Genomic DNA, 20,584 nt, shown 5'->3' on the forward strand with positions numbered 1-20,584 from the left:
CCTAATTATCAAGGCAGTTGTACTCTATCAGGCTTACTTACGACGCCAGCTTGTCCCTTGCGGCCCATCTTCCAGTTCAATACCCATCTCATTTAACTGATTACGAGCAGAATCTGCCAACGGCCAATCTTTATTTTTTCGTGCATCATTACGCTGCTTAATCAGTGCTTCAATTTTAGCAATCTCTTCATCGTCAGCCTGAACACCACAGTGCAAGAATTGTTCCGACTGTTGTTGCAACAAACCTAAAATACCTGCCAACTTGCGTAATTCAGCCGCTAAGCCATTCGCTGCGTCAATATCTTCTGATTTCAGACGGTTGATTTCACGTGCCATATCAAACAGTACCGAATAAGCCTCTGGCGTATTGAAATCATCATTCATTGCTTCAATGAAACGCGCTTTAAATACTTCACCACCGGCCGGCTGTACAGAAGCATCTGTACCTCGCAGAGCTGTATAAAGTCGTTCAAGTGCAGTACGGGCCTGCTTTAGGTTATCTTCTGTATAATTAAGCTGACTGCGGTAATGGCCTGACAGCAAGAAATAACGTACCGTCTCGGCATCGTAATATTCCAATACGTCACGGATAGTAAAGAAGTTGTTCAGCGATTTGGACATCTTCTCTTTATCCACCATCACCATCCCAGAGTGCATCCAATAGTTCACATACGGGCCATCATGGGCACAAGTAGATTGCGCAATTTCATTTTCATGATGCGGAAACATCAGATCAGCCCCACCACCATGAATATCAAAATGATGACCTAACTGTTTATTGTTCATGGCAGAACATTCAATATGCCAACCAGGACGGCCCGCTCCCCACGGCGATTCCCAGCTTGGTTCCCCAGGCTTGGACATTTTCCACAATACGAAATCCATCGGGTTACGCTTAACATCAGCCACTTCCACTCGCGCCCCTGCTTGTAACTGGCTGAGATCCTGACGGGAAAGCAACCCGTAATCATGATCACTCTCGACGGAAAACATGACATCACCATTATCTGCGACATAAGCATGACCACGTTTTATCAACGATTCGGTCAGCTCAATAATCTCCGGGATATGCCGGGTCGCACGAGGTTCCAGATCAGGACGTAAGATATTCAGCGCATCAAAATCTTTATACATTTCCGCCAACATACGACCGGTCAGATCATCACAGCTTTCACTGTTTTTTGCCGCACGTTTGATGATTTTGTCATCAACATCGGTCACATTGCGTACATAAGTTAAATCGTATCCCAAATAGCGCAGATAACGAGCAACCACATCAAAAGAAACAAAGGTTCTGCCGTGACCAATATGGCACAAGTCATAAATCGTGATACCACACACGTACATCCCGACTTTCCCTGGATGGATTGGCTTAAATTCTTCTTTCTGACGGCTGAGGGTATTGAAAATTTTTAGCATCGAGATTTTCCGTAAATTCACTGTACGTGTGTTAAAAATAACGAATTGATAATTCTGGATTTATGTCTTTATCTTATCAATACATGCTCGATATGGCATAGTCCAATAGGATATTGAAACCTGATATTAAGCGCTTTGCAAGGTTGGCGATCAATATAGCCCACTGAAACTAATAGGTACTGACTCATTATGGTAGATGTGATATAAAAGCCGCCTGGTCCAAATGCCCTAAACTGGGTTAATCAAAACTATTATTAGGATTTCAATTATGGTGACTTTCCATACCAATTTTGGCGATATCGTAATCAATACTTTCGCCGATAAAGCTCCTGTAACTGTTGAGAATTTCTTGAACTACTGCCGCAATAGCTTCTACGATAATACTATTTTCCACCGTGTTATTAACGGTTTCATGATTCAGGGTGGTGGATTCGAACCTGGTATGAAACAAAAGCCGACTGATGCAGCTATCAAAAACGAAGCCAATAACGGTCTGAAAAACAACCGTGGTACTTTGGCAATGGCTCGCACCAACGATCCACACTCAGCAACGGCGCAGTTCTTCATTAACGTTGTTGATAATGATTTCCTGAACTTCCGTTCTGAGCGCCCTGATGGTTGGGGTTACTGCGTCTTTGCCGAAGTAATTGAAGGTATGGATGTTGTTGAGAAAATCAAAGGCGTTTCTACCGGCCGCAGCGGGATGCACCAAGATGTACCACTCGAAGATGTTATCATCGAAAAAGTAACCGTCAGCGAATAATTCTCTGTATATGTGCACACTTTTTATCGCGGATTTACATCTCAGCGAACATGAACCGGCAATCACTGCCGGTTTTCTGCGTTTCTTGCGTGAGGATGCTATTCAGGCAGATAGCCTCTATATTCTCGGCGATCTGTTCGATTACTGGATTGGCGATGATGATAACAACCCTCTCCACCGTGAAATCGCTAGCGCATTAAAAACCGTGCAACAACAAGGTGTTACCTGTTATTTTATTCATGGTAACCGTGATTTTCTGCTCGGCTCGCGCTTTGCTAAAGAGAGTGGCATCATATTGCTTCCACAGGAAAAAGTACTGGAACTGTACGGTAAGCGAGTGCTTATTCTGCACGGCGATACCTTGTGTACTGATGACGAAGGTTATCAACGATATCGTAAGCGGGTTCATACCCCGTGGATCCAACGTCTGTTTCTATTATTACCTCTGTCTATCCGTCAAAAAATTGCCGTCAAAATGCGAGCAAACAGCCAATCGGTCAACAGCAGAAAATCCGAAGCCATTATGGATGTAAACCAGCAAGCTATTATTGACACTTTTAAGCGGTATCAAGCTGACTGGATGATTCATGGACACACCCACCGCCCTTTTGTACATGAAATTCCTCTGCATGATAAAACCGTTTACCGTGGTGTACTTGGTGCATGGCATCATCAGGGATCAATGTTCAAAATAACGGATAAATCAATCGATCTCATCTCTTTCCCATTCTGATTAACCAGGAACACCCACATCCGGGTATCACTAATGAAAGTATAAAGTAACGCAATCGTTTTCCTTAGCTTGTGAGCATGATATGATCCGCGGCCTTAAAGCGTTATTTTCATTCTGGTGGACGTTAAAGCACAGGAGCATTTGATTTATGACTGCCCAACCTGATTTAGCAGGAACAACTCAACACAATGCCAAAATCGCCATTGTCATGGGTTCTAAAAGCGATTGGACGACTATGCAGCACGCGGCTGATATTCTCATTTCTCTTAATGTACCTTTTCATGTTGAAATTGTTTCTGCTCACCGTACGCCCGATAAACTATTCAGTTTTGCCCACCAAGCTGAACAAAATGGTTTTGATGTCATTATCGCTGGCGCCGGTGGTGCCGCTCATTTACCTGGCATGCTGGCTGCTAAAACGCTGGTGCCGGTTCTCGGCGTACCGGTACAAAGCGCTGCGCTGAATGGGGTAGACAGTCTCTACTCTATCGTACAGATGCCAAAAGGGATTCCTGTCGGCACGCTTGCGATTGGGAAAGCCGGCGCGGCAAACGCAGCCCTATTGGCCGCACAGATTCTGGCTCGTCATGATAAAGATTTACTGAAACGCCTCAGCCACTGGCGTGAAACACAAACTCAGGATGTACTCGACAATCCCGATCCACGGGAGGAAGCATGAAGCCAGTTTGTGTATTAGGTAATGGTCAACTCGGTCGCATGTTACGTCAGGCGGGAGAACCTTTAGGCATCACAGTTTACCCTGTTGGTCTGGATGCAGAACCGGAAGCGGTTCCTTATCAGAATAGCGTTATTACCGCTGAAATTGAGCGCTGGCCGGAAACGGCCCTTACCCAAGAACTAGCCCGCCATAAGGCTTTCGCGAATCGAGATATTTTTCCCCGTCTGGCTGATCGTCTGCCACAAAAGCAGTTAATGGATAGCCTTGGGCTAGCAACTGCTCCGTGGCAATTATTGTCTGATACCAACCAATGGCCGCAATTATTCTCTGAGCTCGGTAATTTCGTTATCGTTAAACGCCGCATTGGTGGTTATGATGGCCGAGGGCAATGGCGTATTCGTCCTGGAAATGAAACAGAATTACCCGCCGATATTTATGGTGAATGTATTGCTGAGCAAGCAATTCCTTTCTCTGGCGAAGTTTCATTGGTAGGTGCCCGCAATAAGAATGGCGATTGTGTATTCTACCCATTAGCGCAAAATTTGCATCAAAATGGCATTCTCCGTGCCAGTATTGTCTCTCCTCAGGAAAATTGCCATTTACAGCATTACCATTTACAACAACAAGCCGAAAGTATGTTGTCAGCCATTATGCACGAGTTGAAATATGTCGGCGTGATGGCAATGGAATGTTTTATTGTCGATGATAATTTACTGATCAACGAACTCGCACCGCGCGTTCACAACAGTGGTCATTGGACTCAAAACGGCGCATCTATCAGCCAGTTTGAATTACATCTCCGTGCTATTCTGGATTTGCCCATACCTCGGCCAGAAGTCACTGCGCCGTCAGTTATGATCAATTTGATTGGTACAGATATCAATACACAATGGCTTAGTTTGCCCTTGGTACATTTACATTGGTATGAGAAAGAAGTTCGCCCCGCACGCAAAGTGGGTCACCTTAATCTTTCTCACTTTGATAAAAATGAATTAAAAAATACATTGCAGAAACTTATCCCCATGTTGCCATCTGAATATCAGAGTGGCCTTGAATGGGCGCAGGAAAAATTAATGTAACTAACATCTGACACTGGCATTGTTTATTGATCTGATTATCTTGATTTGTGTCCACAATAGTCCTACAGTAAGGACACAAATTAAGAGAACAGAGAGGCACATATGAATACAGCCACGCTAAAAGTTCGTATTTCTGAAGAGCTAAAAAATGCGGTAGCACAAGCCGCTCGCGACAATAGCTTGGACATGTCTAGCTTTGTGCGTCTGGTATTAACTAGAGCAACAAAAGCACACCATGTTCCTAATGCTACAACACAGGCAGCTATCCATGAGTTGGAAAGTGGTGGCGGTACAAGTGTAGATACCATAGATGCATTTTGGGATAAAATTTTCCAATAAAATATGCTAAAAATTCGCTATTCATCCGCTTTTAAAAAGGATTTAAAACCTTATCAACATGATAGATCAGTTCTCGTCATTGTTGATACTATATTAAAATTACTCGTTACAGGAAAACCCCTCCCTCCTGAATATAAAGAACATTTATTGAAAGGGAATTACATTGGGTATCTGGAGTGTCATGGGAAACCAGATCTCCTATTGATTTATAAGAAAACTGAGCAAGAAGTTATTTTATATCGGATCGGAAGTCATGCAAAGTTATTTAAGATGTGAAACTTATCTTTAATAGCCCAACTCCTTGGGCTATTTTTTATCGAATTAACTGAAAAAATTCCTCATAAATAGGAAAATGTAAGGCTTATCGCTCTGCATTCCAACCTATTTATGTTCCTTCAATTATCATATTGATCTATTAGCATTAATCGATCTAGATATAGTATCTATAATCGTTCTCGTTGTTTGATCTATTTCATAATTAAGTAAATCACCAACTTTAATATTACCCAGATTAGTAATCCTTAACGTTTCTGGAATTAAATTCAACTCTATGGTTTTGTCATCTTCATTTATGCCATTGATTGTTAAGCTACAACCATGCAGCCCAATAAAACCTTTATGAAAAAAGTATCTTATATTATCTCCAGGAATATTAATCACTAATTGATAAGTTTCACCCGTTTTAATAAAATCAACGACTTTTGCTACGCCTTCAATATGTCCATATAAACTATGACCACCATTTTCTTTATTCATTTGATGTGATCTTTCAATATTAACTTCATCTCCCACATTTAAAAACTTTAATGTGGTCACATCAGCCGTAAAATCTGATATATCAAACCAGACGATATCGTTGTTAAATTGGGTGACAGTCAAACATGTACCATTAATCGCAACACTGGCCCCCACAGAAACATCATCAAAGAAATGGTTATTATTACTGACGGTCAATGTACTAAATCCCTCTCTTTTCTCAAGAGATAATACGTTTTCTTTTCCTTGCACAATTCCAGTATACATAATCACCCTCTTTTATTAAGTAGAAATAGCCTTGTTACATAATAATTTTATGTTTTTCACTAACTTATTTATAGTAAAAAATTATTAAAGTCGTTAACCACATTTTCCTAACCCATTTCACTAAATATCTCATATGTGATTGATTTAAATTAAATATTAAAAAGCCAATAAATTCCTCTGCTCTATGATTTTCTATTATATCAAGTTTTTTTTGAAATTGATGATTTTTTACTATTAAATTGATAATCATCAAATATGGCTAAAGTTGCAATATAAAGGTATTTTTAACTTATTATAATACTTCATTCTGAATCTCTCCCACTTGATTATAAGAGTATATGATAATAAAAATTTCAATATAAAAATCATAAGTCACAATATTTCATTTATAATCCATTTATATTATATACAAACCATAAAAATAATCTAACAACAACCTTACATTATCATTTAAATAATTTAAAAATAATTAACAACACCTTGTAAAACATTACAGAAAATACTTTTATTTATATTGAAAAATAATCAAACAATCATATTAGATATTTAAATTTCAATTTTAAAATATCATTAATTATACTAAAGAAAATATCAATTTATTAATAAAAAATAAAACCAAATGAATTCAGACATAATTACATGACCATTTAAAAACCGATTAATTAGCAGTATATTTTCCAATTCGCAACACGAAGTTAAATAAAAAACCTATCGTTAATTAAATAATCAATATATAACTAACACTGAAAAATGACTTAAAGTTAAAATAATCTTATTTTTCTATCCCCTTTATCAATAAAATCAAATCTCCCTTTGACAAAATCACCTCATTAGATCAATGTTAGTCACCATAAACCCAATACCGTATGAAAAGGGGAACCTTCGTGTTATTTGCTTTAAAAACCCACGATACGAAAAATTGTCCACCGCATTTTTTCATTTCCGGGCTCTCTTTTCCACTTTCTGGCACCGCTTATCTGACAATGGTCCGGCATTGGATCGACGCCAGATTAAAAAAGTACAGATTATCTTCAATACTGTTATTACTGTTAGCAATCAATCAAGCTCAAGCCAATCATTTTGTTAATTTTCAATCTATTGATACCAGCCTGTATATGCAGTTTGAAAATCGGGTCGATCCCCAAAAAACGATTTCACCGATTTTAGAAGCTTTCGGCGACTACCGTGTCGGCGATATGTACGTCTATAGTATTTGGCAAAATTCACTGCAAAGTGATTATCAAGGTGATAAGAGCACCTACTATTATAAATTTGTCCCCAGAGTGAGCTTGAGTAAAGTCACTGGTAATGATATCTCTTTTGGGCCGGTAAAAGATATTTTGTTCGCTCAATGGGTTGCCAAAACCAAGGGGATAGATTACGACTATTTCCCCGGCATCAGTATTGACTGGCAAGCTAGCTGGATTAGCTGGTTACGGACAATTTTTTATTTTGAGAATAATGCCAAAGGAAGCTGGAATGATCAGCGAATCCACATCGACTACGGAATTCCCTTCAATAACCGTTTAGGTGATTTCCGGGTTGTCGGTACTTTTGATTATACATTAGGTTTACATGGGCAACCTGAAACTATCGATTTCAAACCAGAATTGCACTATGATTTGGGAAAATCCCTTGGTCATCAACCTGGTCATTTATGGACTGGCATTGTCCTGGACCCAATAAAAAATAAATACAAAATAAGAGATACACCTTATTATCGAACCGATCAATTTAGCTATGGGATCTTTATTCGGTATAGTTTTTTCTGATATCTGAATAAAATATCAGAAATTTTTTAATAGCCTTTATCCTGATGGAGTCAAGATGCCCATTCAACATGACCAGTTCGGACGTACTTATCAGTGGCTCCTACTGATACTTTTGGGTTTAGTTTATTTTCTGGTCACCGCAACTACATTTACCTCACTAGGCGTTGTATTACCTAGCATGATCAAGGAATTACACTGGAGTTGGACTGATGCAGGTTTGGGATTCACTTTACTCGGCTTGTCATGTGGGCTGTCCAGTTACCTTCCAGCAATGTTTATTCGTCGTACAGGCGTCCGCGCCACTTTACTGATAGGTACGCTCACCTTTATCACCAGCTTTTACATCCTCTATAACACCCACAGTATCGCGGCCTATTTTACCGGTACCACATTATTAGGGATCGGCTTTAGTCTTATGGCGACTGTCCCCGGCACTTATGTCATTAGCCGACTTTTTAAAAAACAATCACTGGCTTTTGGTATCTATTTCACCATCGGTGGATTAGGGGGCGTGGTCGGTCCGTGGATCTATTTCCTGGCAACAGTATTCTGGGAAAACTGGCGTATGCACTGGGTAATATCCGGGATATCACTCACCCTGATCAGTCTATTAACCATTTTATTTATGCGCGAAGGTAAAAAGGAAAACGCCCACGCTGAAAGAATTAGTAAAAATCAACAAGACCAGCTCCCTTCCAGTATCTATCGCACCAAGGAAATATGGAACGTCCGGCAAGCACTGCACACCTGGCAATTTTATGCCATTGCAGCCGCTTATACTTCTTTTTTACTATGTGGGATAACCGTTAATAGTTTTGCGGTCGCCCATATTACTGAAAACGGATTCAGTGAATCTGTTGCCGCCTCCTCGCTCAGTATTTTGGCTTTTATCAACGCATTCTCACGATTTGCAGGCGGCGCTGTTGGTGAATGGCTCGATCCCAAAAAACTGCTTATCGGCAGTCTGTCGATAATTATCTGTGGCCTTATCGCACTCAGTGTCGCCACCTCGTGGACATTTTTAATCCTATTCACGTTGTGCATTGGCATCGGTTATGGCATGACTTTTCTAGCATCCAGTATATTGCTGTTCAATTATTTTGGACGCACGCCTTACCTGGAACTGTTCTCGGTGATGAATCTGATCTCCACTATCGCATGTTTCGCACCTTTCCTGGTGGGAGCCATTAAGGATTACTCAGGTAGTTTTACACCCGCATTTCTCATTATTGCCGTACCGGTGCTTACCATTCTGATCGTCACATTTATGATGCAACCACCACTACAAATAGTGCAGAAACATTCTGACAACAATACTTTGCTTAACTGAATTTAAAAATAAAATAACCTAAAAAGGCATTCCTTATACTTATAACAGGCAAACAAGGAATTAATGATGGCAAAGAAAGAATTCGGTGTATTTCTACCCATAGCAAAAGGCGGATGGATTATTTCAAAAAATACGCCACCACTCGATGCTTCCTATCAGCAAAACCGTGAAGCAGCTATTCTGGCTGATCAAATTGGTTTGGATTTCATTATGTCCATGAGTAAATGGCGCGGCTTTGGTGGAGAAACAGAGCATTGGGGCTGCTCGCTGGAATCCGTTACAATGATGGCTGGCATTGCCGAAGTGACTCATCATGCTCGGCTTATCGCAACTATGCATGCCGGGCTGCATAATCCGGCTGTAACAGCCAAAATGATTGCGACACTGGATCAAATTAGTCATGGTCGCGCCGGGCTGAATATTGTCTCTGGCTCATTCAAAGACGAATTTGAACAGATGGGGGAATGGGATAGCAATTTAGATCACGATCAACGTTACGCAATGACCGAAGAGTGGACCCAATTGATCAAACAGCTTTGGAGTGAGAAGCAAGTTAATCATCAGGGAGACTACTTTAATTTAAAGAATTGCGTTTCTGAACCTAAACCTATTTCCGTTCCACGCCCTTATTTGGTCTGTGCCGGTCAATCAGAATGTGGGCTACGTTTTAGTGTACGTAACACCGATGTGTGTTTCATTGGTGGTAAAGATGAAGAAGAAACGCGACAAATCAGTCTGATGGCTAAACGTCTTGCAGCCGAATACGGCACCACCACCAAAACCTTTTGTATGTGTACGATTATTTGCGCTGAAACAGATGAAGAAGCTGAAACTCTGGCTCAGTTCTATCGAGATGGCCTGGATATCGACGCAGTTAAAAGCATGATGCACAGTTTTGGCGTCGATGTTGGCGAAAAAAGTAATGCTATGGTTGAAAGATCTCAAAATGCTTTTATGACCCACACAGCTATTGGCAACCCGGAAACGTGCCGTAAACAATTGTCAGATTTATTACGTGAATGCGAACTGAATGGGGTTATGTTGATCTTCCCTGATTATGTTCAGGGGTTGACCACTTTTGGCGAGAAAATCTTGCCACAACTTAGAGCAGAATTTACTTAAACAACGATAATAGGCCAATAAGCCTGGGAATGGGTTCACCACATCTTGACAAGCTTACCCATTCCCTGATTGCTCTTTTACCCCTGAACTCGCCGGTGTAATCCTGTACCCCGTAATAATCGGAGCCCCAACCAACTCCCACACAATGAAAGTAACAAGCTACTGATTATTGGTAATAACAGCCACATCTGCCATTCTGGTTGCCACGGAAAATCAAATACCTTGGTCTGCAACAACCAGAGGGCAACCTCAGCCCCCAGTGCCGCAGTAAAACCCGCCATTAATCCAAGCAAAGCAAATTCATACCAAAGCGTACAACGCAGTAACTGCTTACTGGCTCCCAAGGTGCGGTAAACCACCAGTTCAAGTTGCCGTTGATGCATCCCGACCTGAACCTGCGCCAATAGCAGTAATGCACCACAGACCATGACCAACCCAACCATGACCTCCAATGCCTTACTTACCTGCTGCAAAATACCCTGAATTTGCTTAATCATCGCGCCAGTATCAAGTAGGCTCAATGTTGGAAACTGACGATTAAGATCCGTCAGAAGGCGACCATCTCCCTCATAATGGAAACTAGTCAGCCAGGTTTGCTGCTGATTCTCTAATGCTTGTTTTGGAAAAATAAACAAGAAATTTGGCCGCAAGCTTTCCCAATCCACCCGTCGAATACTGCTAACTATGGTACTGAATTGCTGTGTATCACCACTAAATGTTAGCTTATCGCCGATTTTGATTGCTAAACGCTCTGCAAGACCCTGTTCAATAGAAACCTCATCCGCCTTTGGCGGCCAGTGACCTGCCACCAGGGTATTAAACGGGGGTAACTCCTCTTTCCATGTCAGGTTCAATTCCCGCTGCACCGTGTTGCTATCCGATTCTCTGACCTCTGCCCACGCTATGGCTGACTGACCATTAATTTCCGTCAAGCGGGCCAATACCACTGGATAGAATGCCGTAGGTTTAACCTGAAACTGAGCCAGCAAATGTTCTATTTGTGGAATTTGCTGTCCAGTCATATTAATCAGAAAATAGTTTGGACTATCCGGTGGCAATTGTTGCTGCCAACGATCAAGCAAATCTCCCCGGACCACCAGCAACAAAGCAAATAACATAAATGATAAAGAGAAAGCCGCCAATTGAGCTACTGTTTGAAACGGCTGCCGCAGTAGTCGATTAACCGCCAGACGAAAACTGAGTTGGCGGAGTTTCAAATGACGTAATAACCACAATCCTCCCCAACCAAACACGGCTAGTAATAGCGCAACCATCATCATGCCTGCAAGTAGCGCCCATAACATGGGCTTGGTACCAACTAACAGACTCAACCCACTAATGATCACTAATGCCGCCAACGGCAGGTAATAACGCAACGGCCAGACAGGCGCGATAATATCATCACGCAGCACCCGTGATGGTTGGGTTGCCATTAACTGCTTGTACGGACGTATTCCCACCAGTAAGGCGATAACAGATAACGCGCCTAACGCCCATATCCACGGCCAGAATCCTGCTATTGGTAACGTCTTCGGCAACATAGGCGCCAAAATCCGCACAAGCAGATATTCAAACATCAATCCCAGAAGCGTCCCCACCAACGCCGCCGCCATCAATATCACTAGCCATTGACCAATCACCCATTTACGCAGCGCCCAACGCCCCGCACCCAATGTTTTAAGCACAGCAATCAAATCATGGCGGCTACGGCAATAGTGAGTCATTGATACTGCTACCGCAGCGACAGCGAGTAATAATGTCAGCAAAGCCGATAACAACAAGAATTGCTGTGCCCTTTCAATAGATTTTGCCAGCGCCCCACTATCCTGTTGCAAGGTATACCAGCGCTGATCAGCTTTAAGTTGGGGATCAATGAGCTGCTGATACTGATAAACCGCTTCTTTATCACCCGAAAACATATAACGATAAGTCAGACGACTACCAGGCTGAATCGCCCCCGTAGATTGCGCATCATCAAGATTGATCAAAATCCTTGGTGCAATCTGAAAGGGATTGAAACCACTGTCAGGTTCCTGAATTAATTCTCCGCTCACCTTAAGCGTGGTATCACCCACATCGAGATTATCCCCCACTTTGATTTTCAATAGTTCAAGCAAACGGGGTGCGACCAGCACCGTGCCTTTTTCCGCTTTCAAACCTGGAGGATGGGTTTCCAGCTCTCCATACAATGGATAGTCATGGTCTGCGGCTTTTACATTAGCAAGTTGAGGAGTGTCCCCGGCATAAGTCATCGTGGTGAAAGAGAGCTGGCGACTCAATTTCAATCCCAGGTTTTTCGCCTGTTGTAACCACTCATCATCGACCGGATAAGCCGCACGCAGGACTAAATCACCCGCCAGAAAATCCCGGTTCTGGTAATGAACACTTTGATCAATGCGATCACTTAGTCTCCCCAACGCCAATACACAAGCTACCGCCAAGGTAAGAGATATCCAGACAATCAGTAAAGAAGGGGTGCGCCATTCGCGCCAAAACCAACGCCAAATCATCGTTCTTCCCTCAATTTTCCATCAACCAACCGCAAGCAACGTTGACAACGGGCAGCTAGCTGGCTGTCATGAGTCACCAGAATTAATGTTGTGGCATAATCACGATTCAGAGAAAACAGTAAATCAGCAATACGATCACCGGTTTGCCGATCCAGATTACCTGTTGGCTCATCAGCAAACAGAATTTTGGGTTGGCTACTGAATGCCCGTGCCAATGCCACCCTCTGTTGTTCACCGCCAGAAAGTTGTGCTGGCATATGTTTCAAACGCTTCCCCAATCCCAGTTGTTCAAGTAATTCAGCCGCCTGTTTCCTACTACTATTTTCAGACTCACCACGTAATAAAGCAGGAAGCTGGACATTCTCCAATGCGTTTAACGTCGGAATTAACATAAATGACTGAAAAACAAAACCAACACTTTCAGCCCGTAGTTGCGCCCGCCTCTCTTCATTCATCTGGCTTAAATTATGCCCTAGCAGCCGAACCTCACCGTCACTGCCATCATCTAACCCGGCAATAATGCCAAGCAATGTGGATTTACCCGAACCCGATTCTCCCACCAAAGCGATAGTCTGTGCCGACTCGACAACCAACTCGATTCCCTGCAATATAGCGATCTTATGTCCTCCCTGACCAACGTGCTTACTGAGATGCTGAACTTCAAGAATATTCCCCGTTACCATTTACTTTTCCTTTTACTGATGGTGCTATTTAGCGCCAGAACGACTGCGGCTGATACCCTTCTGATTCTCGGTGATAGCCTTAGTGCCGGTTACCATCTGCCTGTTGAACAGTCATGGCCTGCTCTGATGGAGAAAAAGTGGCAGAAATCTGGCAATAAAATCACGGTCATCAACGGCAGCATCAGCGGTAATACCGCCGCTCAGGGCCTTGAACGGCTACCTGAATTACTTAAACAACATAAACCCCGTTGGGTACTGATAGAACTGGGTGCCAACGATGGACTACGCGGTTTTCCCCCACAACAAACAGAACAAGATCTGCAACAGATCATTGCTTTAGTAAAACAAGCCAATATTCAGCCTTTATTGATGCAGATCCGTCTGCCACCAAACTATGGGCGCCGTTATACCGAATCTTTTGCCAAGATTTACCCCAAACTGGCAGAACACAATCAAATCCCTCTACTCCCGTTTTATATGGAACAAGTCGCTATTAAACCGGAATGGGTGCAACAAGACGGATTACATCCTAATCTGGCCGCCCAACCATTTATCGCCGACTGGATGTCTGACACACTATCAGCACATCTTAATTATTCTTAAGTAGTACACTATGAGTTTCAACAAATTGATGTCTATAAATAGGTTAAAGTTATGCAAAAGTCAGTTCTTATCACAGGCTGTTCCAGTGGAATTGGTCTGGTGGCGGCCAAAACACTACATCAGCGAGGCTACCGAGTCTTAGCAGCTTGCCGGAAACCCGCAGATTTACAGCGCATGCGCGAGTTAGGACTGGAACCTATCGAATTGGATCTTGATGACAAAATGAGTGTTGAACGCGCCGCCGCCGAAGTCATCAGGCTAACCAATGGCCGTCTTTACGGACTGTTTAATAATGGCGGCTTTGGTATTTATGGCCCGCTCAATACTATCAGTCGTGAACAACTGGAACGGCAATTCTCTACCAATCTATTTGGTACACATCAACTTACCTGTCTATTACTTCCAGCAATGCAACTTCATGGTGAAGGCCGTATTATCCAAACCAGTTCAGTTATGGGACTGATTTCAACCCCAGGCCGCGGTGCTTATTCTGCCAGTAAATATGCCTTGGAAGCATGGTCAGATGCGTTAAGAATGGAATTAGCCGGAACAGGAATTAAAGCTTGCCTGATTGTCCCTGGCCCGATAAAAACACGTTTTACAGAAAACGTGAATCAAACGCAAAGCGATAAACCTGTCAGAAACTCCAGGATCGCCCGCCATTTTACCCTAACCCCCGAAGCTGTTGTGCGCAAACTGATTCATGCTTTGGAAAGTCCGAACCCTAAATTACGTTATCCAGTGACTTGGGTAACCCACGCAGTCACTATTATGCGCCGGATTTTGCCAGGGAGAGTCATGGATAAGATATTGAGTAAACAGAGTGGTACAACTTGAAAGTTAGGAAAATAACCTCAATCTATTTAATCATACCCTGCGACAACCAAATTTAAGAGACTAATTATATGTTACCAACCTCTACTGGAATTAATGTTAACGAAAGCAACCTGCATCAAACCGTTGAACAGTCTATGACTGTGCCTGTTTTATTTTATTTTTGGTCTGAACGTAGCCCTCATTGTCAGGAATTAGGCGTAACACTGGATAAACTGGCAGCAGAATATGCAAATCAATTCATATTAGCAAAAGTGGATTGCGATAAAGAACAAATGGTCGCTTCCCAGTTTGGCTTACGTGCCATTCCTACGGTTTATATTATGCAGCAAGGTCAACCCGTAGATGGTTTTCAAGGGCCACAACCTGAACAAGTTATTAGAGAGATGCTTGCCCGCGTATTACCCAAGCCAGAAGAGTTGAAAGCCGCTCAAGCTGAGGAGCTTATCGCAGTAGGAAAACATCAGGAAGCATTACCGTTATTGAAAGAAGCCTGGCAATTAGCCCCCAAAAACAGTGAAATTGCACTTATGTTGACCAAAGTGCAAATTATGCTCAATAATATAGAAGAGGCCCAGGAAATTTTGAGTGTTATTCCATTACAGGATCAAGATACTCATTATCACAGTTTACTGGCTCAAATTGAGTTACAAAAGCAAGCGGCGGATACACCAGAGATCCAACAATTGCAGCAAGAATTCGCCATTCAACCGGAAAATGCAGAGCTGGCTGTTAAGCTCGCGCTGAAACTGCACGAAGTTAGCCGTAATGAAGAAGCTCTGGAATTATTACTCAGCTTCCTGAAAAAGGACCTTTCTGCTGGCAACGGTGCAGTACGGAAAACAATGATGGATATTATGTCTGCAATGGGGACCGGTAATACCTTAGCGTCGAAATATCGTCGCCAAGTTTACTCGCTGCTTTACTGATTTATTTAATTGTAAGGAATTGCTATGGATTTATTCGCTTTTGGTGCCGTACCCATTCTGATATTTATTGCGGTGGTTATTGTCTTTACTTGCGTAAAAACAGTGCCACAAGGCTATCAATGGACGGTAGAACGTTTCGGCCGTTATACCCGAACTTTATTACCGGGTTTGCATATTATCGTCCCTTTTATCGATCGCATCGGCCGTAAAATTAATATGATGGAACAAGTGCTGGATATTCCTTCACAGGAAGTGATTTCCCGCGATAATGCCAATGTTACCATTGATGCGGTCTGCTTTATTCAGGTTGTCGATCCTGTTCGGGCTGCTTATGAAGTCAGCAACCTTGAGCTATCTATCATCAATCTGACGATGACCAACTTCCGTACCGTTTTGGGTTCAATGGAACTGGATGAAATGTTGTCGCAACGTGATTCCATCAACAGCCGTCTATTACATATTGTTGATGAAGCCACTAACCCTTGGGGGGTGAAAATTACCCGTATTGAAATCCGTGATGTGCGTCCACCAAAAGAGTTGATCTCTTCCATGAATGCCCAGATGAAAGCAGAACGTACAAAACGTGCTGATATTCTGGAAGCGGAAGGTATCCGTCAGGCAGCTATTCTGAAAGCAGAAGGGGAAAAACAGTCTCAAATTCTGAAAGCAGAAGGGGAACGTCAATCGGCATTTCTCCAGGCAGAAGCACGTGAACGTGCCGCCGAAGCGGAAGCCCGCGCAACTAAAATGGTGTCCGATGCGATTGCTGACGGTAACATGCAGGCAATTAACTACTTTGTTGCCCAGAAATATACGGATGCACTGACCAGTATTGGCGCCTCCAATAACAGCAAAGTCATTATGATGCCTCTGGAAGCGAGCAACCTAATGGGTGCGATTGGCGGTATTACTGAACTGATTGGCGAAAGCAAAAAAGGTAAATAACCATGATTGCACAGATTGCGGCACAAACCCCTTGGCTCTGGTTCTCTTTCGGCGGCTTACTGTTAATTGCAGAGCTTCTGGGAACCGGCGGCTATCTGCTATGGACGGGTATAGCCGCTATCGTTGTTGCGTTTGTCACCTGGTTGCTACCAGGAATAGACTGGGAATGGCAAGGCATTTTGTTTGCCACTCTGACGCTGCTTTCCGCAATGCTATGGCGCTACTGGTTACGTCGCCGCCCATCAAAAGGCAGCGATACCCTGAACCAGAAAGACCACCAGCTCATCGGTATCCGAGCCAAACTGACTACAGATACTGAAAATGGTTACAGCCGGGTCAAACTGGCTGATGGAAGCTGGCGAGTTCACTGTGATAGTGAACTACCAGCCCATACCGAAGTAGAAGTAATCGCTGTTGATGGCATTACCCTGAAAGTAAAGCCAGTCAGTTCTCAGTGATGAGAGCAACAACCTGATAAATGATCTATGATGGGGCATGCAGCCCCATCATCACCGGGGCACTCTTCCGCCAAAGATAACAATTTACTTCTCATTTTTTGCAACTCTTCAATCGCCCTTTCTATTTCAGTCACTTTATGCAATGTTGCCGCTTTTACATCAGCACTATGACGATTGGGGTTGCGAAATAACACTAAAAACTCACGGCATTCATCGAGCGTAAAACCCACTTGTTTCGCCTGACGCAACAGCGTTAGTTCATCAATATGTTTCTGCTGATAATAACGGTAGCCGTTATCCCCCCTTTCCGGCGGTGTAATCAGATCTTTTTCTTCATAAAACCGGATAGCTTTGCTAGTAAGACCGGTTTTTTGAGCAATCTCACTAATGTTCATTTTTTCCCCTTGACCTTACCCTTGTGGGAAGGTTTAACCTTCGCAGCAAGTCAGAAATTCACTTGAACTGTGTAGATATCATCATCAATTATCATACCGATGTGAAGAATAATTACATCACTATGTGTTAGGAGGTTTTTTTATGTCACACACAACTATTTTAACCTTGCAGGGACTCTCCTGTATGCACTGTGTTAACGGTGTGAAAAAGGCACTAGCAAATCGTGCAGATGTGGAACAGGCAGATATTACGATTGATTATGCCAAAATAACCGGCGAAGCCTCTGCTGAATCACTAATTGAAACAATTCAAGCAGCCGGTTACGACGCGATAATCGCCAACCAGCCTGATGTTGAACTGGCGCTTTCTGGCCTGAATTGCCTGCATTGTGCAGGTAAAACACGTAAAGCGCTGGAAGCCGTAGATGGCGTTATTGCCGCAGAAGTGAATATTGAAACAGCTAAAGTTTACGGTAAAGCCGATGCCGATACCTTGATTGCCGCCGTTGAGCAAGCGGGTTACCACGCAAAACTGACTTCTGGTCAAAACTCCCCAAAATCTGAGCCGCTGGCATTACCTGCTTCAAACAGACCGGAACCTTTGGCAGCGGCAATCTCCTCCGTTCCGGTCGAAAAAACGGATGCCTCCGTTGTGAGTGATAACGATGAGAGCATCCAATTGTTGTTGAATGGCATGACTTGCGCTAGCTGTGTGAATAAAGTTCAGAAAGCATTACAAAGTGTTGATGGCGTGGAAAATGCCAGAGTGAATCTTGCTGAACGCAGCGCTTTAATTACCGGTAGTGCCTTATCGGAGGCACTGATTAAAGCAGTAGAAAAAGCCGGGTATGGCGCAGAACTGATTCAGGACGAAACTGAGCGGCGTGAACGCCAACAACAAGTTTCTGACGCTAATATGCGCCGTTTTCGTTGGCAGTCAGCATTAGCATTGGTCGTCGGTATTCCAGTGATGGTGTGGGGCATGATGGGCGATAATATGATGCTCACACCTGAAAACCATTATATCTGGCTGACTATTGGCGTTATCACGCTTGCCGTGATGATTTTTGCCGGTAGTCACTTCTATCGTAATGCGTGGCAAAGCCTGAAAAATGGTAGTGCGACAATGGACACATTAGTGGCATTGGGAACCGGCGCAGCTTGGTTTTACTCCATCAGTGTCAACCTATGGCCAGATAGTTTTCCACCACAAGCCCGTCATCTCTATTATGAAGCCAGCGCGATGATTATCGGTCTGATAAACCTAGGTCATGCTCTGGAACAACGTGCCCGTCAGCGCTCTTCAAAAGCACTGGAACGTCTGCTGGATCTGACACCACCGACTGCCCGCGTGGTGACAGAAGATGGCGAAAAAGAGATGCGATTGGCTGACGTCAAACCCGGCATGACGTTACGTCTGACAACCGGTGATCGTGTCCCTGTTGATGGTGAAATCATTCAAGGTGAAGTTTGGATAGATGAGGCAATGCTCACCGGCGAGCCGATTCCACAGCAAAAATCCAAAGGCGATAACATCCATGCCGGTACGACAGTGCAAGACGGTACAGTGCTGTTTACCGCCGCCGCAGTTGGCAGCCAGACAACATTAGCACGAATTATTAAGCTGGTCCGTCAGGCACAAAGTAGTAAGCCAGAAATTGGTCAGTTAGCGGATAAAATTTCCTCTGTGTTTGTTCCCGTTGTTGTCGCGATTGCCCTGATTGCGGGTGCTATTTGGTATCTGGTAGGCCCAGCACCACAGATCATGTATTCATTGGTTATTATTACCACGGTGCTGATTATTGCCTGTCCCTGTGCCCTTGGGTTGGCAACCCCTATGTCAATTATCTCTGGTGTCGGCCGAGCGGCAGAATTTGGGGTACTGGTTCGGGATGCCGATGCGCTGCAACAAGCTAGCACACTGGATACCATTGTTTTCGATAAAACCGGTACGCTGACGGAAGGCATGCCTCAAGTGACTGATATCCATACTTTTAATGGGTACAGTGAACAAGAGGTATTGCGTTGGGCGGGTGCACTGGAAAAAGGTTCTAACCATCCATTAGCTAAAGCCATTCTTGCCAAAACCGCAGGACTGGCGCTACCGCAAGTTGAACAATTCCGCACTCTAGCTGGACTCGGTATCAGTGGTGAAGTGAATGGCACAACATTGTTGCTAGGTAATCAAGCATGGCTAGAACAAAATCAAGTTAATACGCAGGAATTAAAACCGCTAATTGCGCAACAGGCAGAAAAAGGCATCACACCGGTTATTCTGGCAGCAGAAAACAAAGTTGCCGCCGTGCTATCAATTCGCGATCCACTGCGTGAAGATACCCTAACCGCATTAGAAAGATTACATCACCTGGGCTACCGTTTAGTGATGTTGACCGGTGATAACCCGGTGACTGCCAATGCGATTGCAAAAGAAGCAGGTATTGATCAAGTGATTGCGGGTGTATTGCCTGATGGCAAAGCTGAGGCTATTCAGAAACTGCAAGCAGCAGGTCGCAAGGTTGCTATGGTGGGGGATGGTATTAACGATGCGCCTGCCTTAGCGCAAGCTGATGTGGGCATTGCAATGGGAGGGGGTAGTGATATTGCCATTGAAACCGCAGCAATAACACTGATGCGCCATAGTCTACATGGTGTGGCTGATGCGGTTGAACTATCCAAAGGCACTCTGTGCAATATGAAACAGAACCTATTGGGCGCATTTATCTACAACACATTGGGGATTCCGATCGCCGCTGGTGTGCTCTATCCCTTTACTGGAACCCTGTTAGATCCAGTGGTAGCAGGTGCAGCAATGGCGCTTTCTTCAATTACGGTAGTGAGTAATGCTAATCGATTACTGAGGTTTAAGCCTAAATCCTAAACCTCAAGAAATGAATCTGCTTTGGTGCTGTTGGGGGGATTGTAAAAATACGGTATCGATAATCGCACTCTACATTTCTCCCATTCTCAC

The 20,584-nt window shown here is 43.5% G+C and carries 20 protein-coding genes; 15 read left to right on the forward strand and 5 right to left on the reverse strand.

The window, feature by feature from the left end; genetic code table 11:
* Positions 1-33 precede the first annotated feature (33 nt).
* Positions 34-1,419 (reverse strand): cysteine--tRNA ligase, encoded by a 1,386-nt coding sequence (gene cysS / locus KZ793_RS03795; RefSeq protein ID WP_225813649.1) that lies wholly within the window; start codon positions 1,417-1,419, stop codon positions 34-36.
* Between the two features lie 268 nt (positions 1,420-1,687).
* On the opposite strand from cysS, the gene ppiB reads away from it, so the two are divergent.
* The 6 genes from ppiB to KZ793_RS03825 all read left to right on the forward strand — a co-directional run bounded on the left by ppiB (position 1,688) and on the right by KZ793_RS03825 (position 5,288).
* Positions 1,688-2,182 (forward strand): peptidylprolyl isomerase B, encoded by a 495-nt coding sequence (gene ppiB / locus KZ793_RS03800; protein WP_225813651.1) that lies wholly within the window; start codon positions 1,688-1,690, stop codon positions 2,180-2,182.
* A 10-nt stretch (positions 2,183-2,192) separates the two neighbouring features.
* Positions 2,193-2,915 (forward strand): UDP-2,3-diacylglucosamine diphosphatase, encoded by a 723-nt coding sequence (gene lpxH, locus KZ793_RS03805; RefSeq protein WP_225813660.1) that lies wholly within the window; start codon positions 2,193-2,195, stop codon positions 2,913-2,915.
* Between the two features lie 148 nt (positions 2,916-3,063).
* Positions 3,064-3,594 carry a 5-(carboxyamino)imidazole ribonucleotide mutase gene (gene purE, locus KZ793_RS03810; protein WP_118985048.1) on the forward strand — a complete coding sequence of 177 codons (531 nt, stop codon included), beginning with the start codon at positions 3,064-3,066 and terminating at the stop codon, positions 3,592-3,594.
* Entirely contained in the window at positions 3,591-4,673 is a 1,083-nt protein-coding gene (purK, locus tag KZ793_RS03815; protein ID WP_225813661.1) for a 5-(carboxyamino)imidazole ribonucleotide synthase, read from the forward strand. The genes purE and purK overlap by 4 nt, the downstream gene beginning before the upstream one ends.
* A 102-nt stretch (positions 4,674-4,775) precedes the next feature.
* On the forward strand, positions 4,776-5,012 hold the full coding sequence (locus KZ793_RS03820; RefSeq protein WP_225813664.1) for a type II toxin-antitoxin system RelB/DinJ family antitoxin: 237 nt from the start codon (positions 4,776-4,778) through the stop codon (positions 5,010-5,012).
* 3 nt (positions 5,013-5,015) lie between these two features.
* The gene (locus KZ793_RS03825; protein WP_225813666.1) at positions 5,016-5,288 is read left to right on the forward strand and encodes a type II toxin-antitoxin system YafQ family toxin; all 273 of its coding nucleotides are present in this window, start codon (positions 5,016-5,018) and stop codon (positions 5,286-5,288) included.
* 126 nt (positions 5,289-5,414) lie between these two features.
* Here the strand turns inward: KZ793_RS03825 and KZ793_RS03830 are convergent, their stop codons facing one another.
* Positions 5,415-6,035: a riboflavin synthase subunit alpha gene (locus KZ793_RS03830; protein ID WP_225813668.1), complete on the reverse strand. Its 621-nt coding sequence runs from the start codon at positions 6,033-6,035 to the stop codon at positions 5,415-5,417.
* Positions 6,036-6,919: 884 nt separating this feature from the next.
* On the opposite strand from KZ793_RS03830, the gene KZ793_RS03835 reads away from it, so the two are divergent.
* The 3 genes from KZ793_RS03835 (at position 6,920) to KZ793_RS03845 (ending at position 10,259) form a co-directional block, all read left to right on the forward strand.
* Complete coding sequence (locus tag KZ793_RS03835) at positions 6,920-7,807, forward strand: outer membrane protein OmpK (RefSeq protein ID WP_225813669.1); 888 nt, start codon at positions 6,920-6,922, stop codon at positions 7,805-7,807.
* Between the two features lie 55 nt (positions 7,808-7,862).
* The gene (locus KZ793_RS03840; RefSeq protein WP_225813671.1) at positions 7,863-9,137 is read left to right on the forward strand and encodes an MFS transporter; all 1,275 of its coding nucleotides are present in this window, start codon (positions 7,863-7,865) and stop codon (positions 9,135-9,137) included.
* Positions 9,138-9,203: 66 nt separating this feature from the next.
* Complete coding sequence (locus KZ793_RS03845; protein WP_225813672.1) at positions 9,204-10,259, forward strand: LLM class flavin-dependent oxidoreductase; 1,056 nt, start codon at positions 9,204-9,206, stop codon at positions 10,257-10,259.
* Between the two features lie 77 nt (positions 10,260-10,336).
* Here KZ793_RS03845 and ybbP read toward each other — a convergent pair whose 3' ends face one another.
* Entirely contained in the window at positions 10,337-12,769 is a 2,433-nt protein-coding gene (gene ybbP, locus KZ793_RS03850) for a putative ABC transporter permease subunit YbbP (protein WP_225813674.1), read from the reverse strand.
* The gene (ybbA, locus tag KZ793_RS03855) at positions 12,766-13,452 is read right to left on the reverse strand and encodes a putative ABC transporter ATP-binding protein YbbA (protein ID WP_225813676.1); all 687 of its coding nucleotides are present in this window, start codon (positions 13,450-13,452) and stop codon (positions 12,766-12,768) included. The genes ybbP and ybbA overlap by 4 nt, the downstream gene beginning before the upstream one ends.
* On the opposite strand from ybbA, the gene tesA reads away from it, so the two are divergent.
* The 5 genes from tesA (at position 13,423) to KZ793_RS03880 (ending at position 17,221) form a co-directional block, all read left to right on the forward strand.
* Positions 13,423-14,055 carry a multifunctional acyl-CoA thioesterase I/protease I/lysophospholipase L1 gene (tesA, locus tag KZ793_RS03860; protein WP_225813850.1) on the forward strand — a complete coding sequence of 211 codons (633 nt, stop codon included), beginning with the start codon at positions 13,423-13,425 and terminating at the stop codon, positions 14,053-14,055. The genes ybbA and tesA overlap by 30 nt on opposite strands.
* Before the next feature lie 51 nt (positions 14,056-14,106).
* Positions 14,107-14,892 carry an SDR family oxidoreductase gene (locus KZ793_RS03865; RefSeq protein ID WP_225813678.1) on the forward strand — a complete coding sequence of 262 codons (786 nt, stop codon included), beginning with the start codon at positions 14,107-14,109 and terminating at the stop codon, positions 14,890-14,892.
* 68 nt (positions 14,893-14,960) lie between these two features.
* On the forward strand, positions 14,961-15,818 hold the full coding sequence (locus tag KZ793_RS03870; RefSeq protein WP_225813680.1) for a co-chaperone YbbN: 858 nt from the start codon (positions 14,961-14,963) through the stop codon (positions 15,816-15,818).
* Between the two features lie 24 nt (positions 15,819-15,842).
* Positions 15,843-16,763 (forward strand): SPFH domain-containing protein, encoded by a 921-nt coding sequence (locus tag KZ793_RS03875; RefSeq protein ID WP_225813682.1) that lies wholly within the window; start codon positions 15,843-15,845, stop codon positions 16,761-16,763.
* 2 nt (positions 16,764-16,765) lie between these two features.
* The gene (locus tag KZ793_RS03880) at positions 16,766-17,221 is read left to right on the forward strand and encodes an NfeD family protein (RefSeq protein WP_225813684.1); all 456 of its coding nucleotides are present in this window, start codon (positions 16,766-16,768) and stop codon (positions 17,219-17,221) included.
* Here the strand turns inward: KZ793_RS03880 and cueR are convergent.
* Complete coding sequence (gene cueR / locus KZ793_RS03885; RefSeq protein ID WP_118985066.1) at positions 17,215-17,616, reverse strand: Cu(I)-responsive transcriptional regulator; 402 nt, start codon at positions 17,614-17,616, stop codon at positions 17,215-17,217. The two genes, KZ793_RS03880 and cueR, sit on opposite strands and share 7 nt — an antisense overlap.
* A 142-nt stretch (positions 17,617-17,758) precedes the next feature.
* Between cueR and copA the strand changes: the two genes are divergently transcribed.
* A complete protein-coding gene (gene copA / locus KZ793_RS03890; RefSeq protein WP_225813687.1) occupies positions 17,759-20,494 on the forward strand; it encodes a copper-exporting P-type ATPase CopA in 2,736 nt (911 codons plus the stop codon).
* Positions 20,495-20,584: the final 90 nt, after the last annotated feature.

The organism is Photorhabdus antumapuensis (assembly GCF_020387775.1).
Classification (GTDB): domain Bacteria; phylum Pseudomonadota; class Gammaproteobacteria; order Enterobacterales; family Enterobacteriaceae; genus Photorhabdus; species Photorhabdus antumapuensis.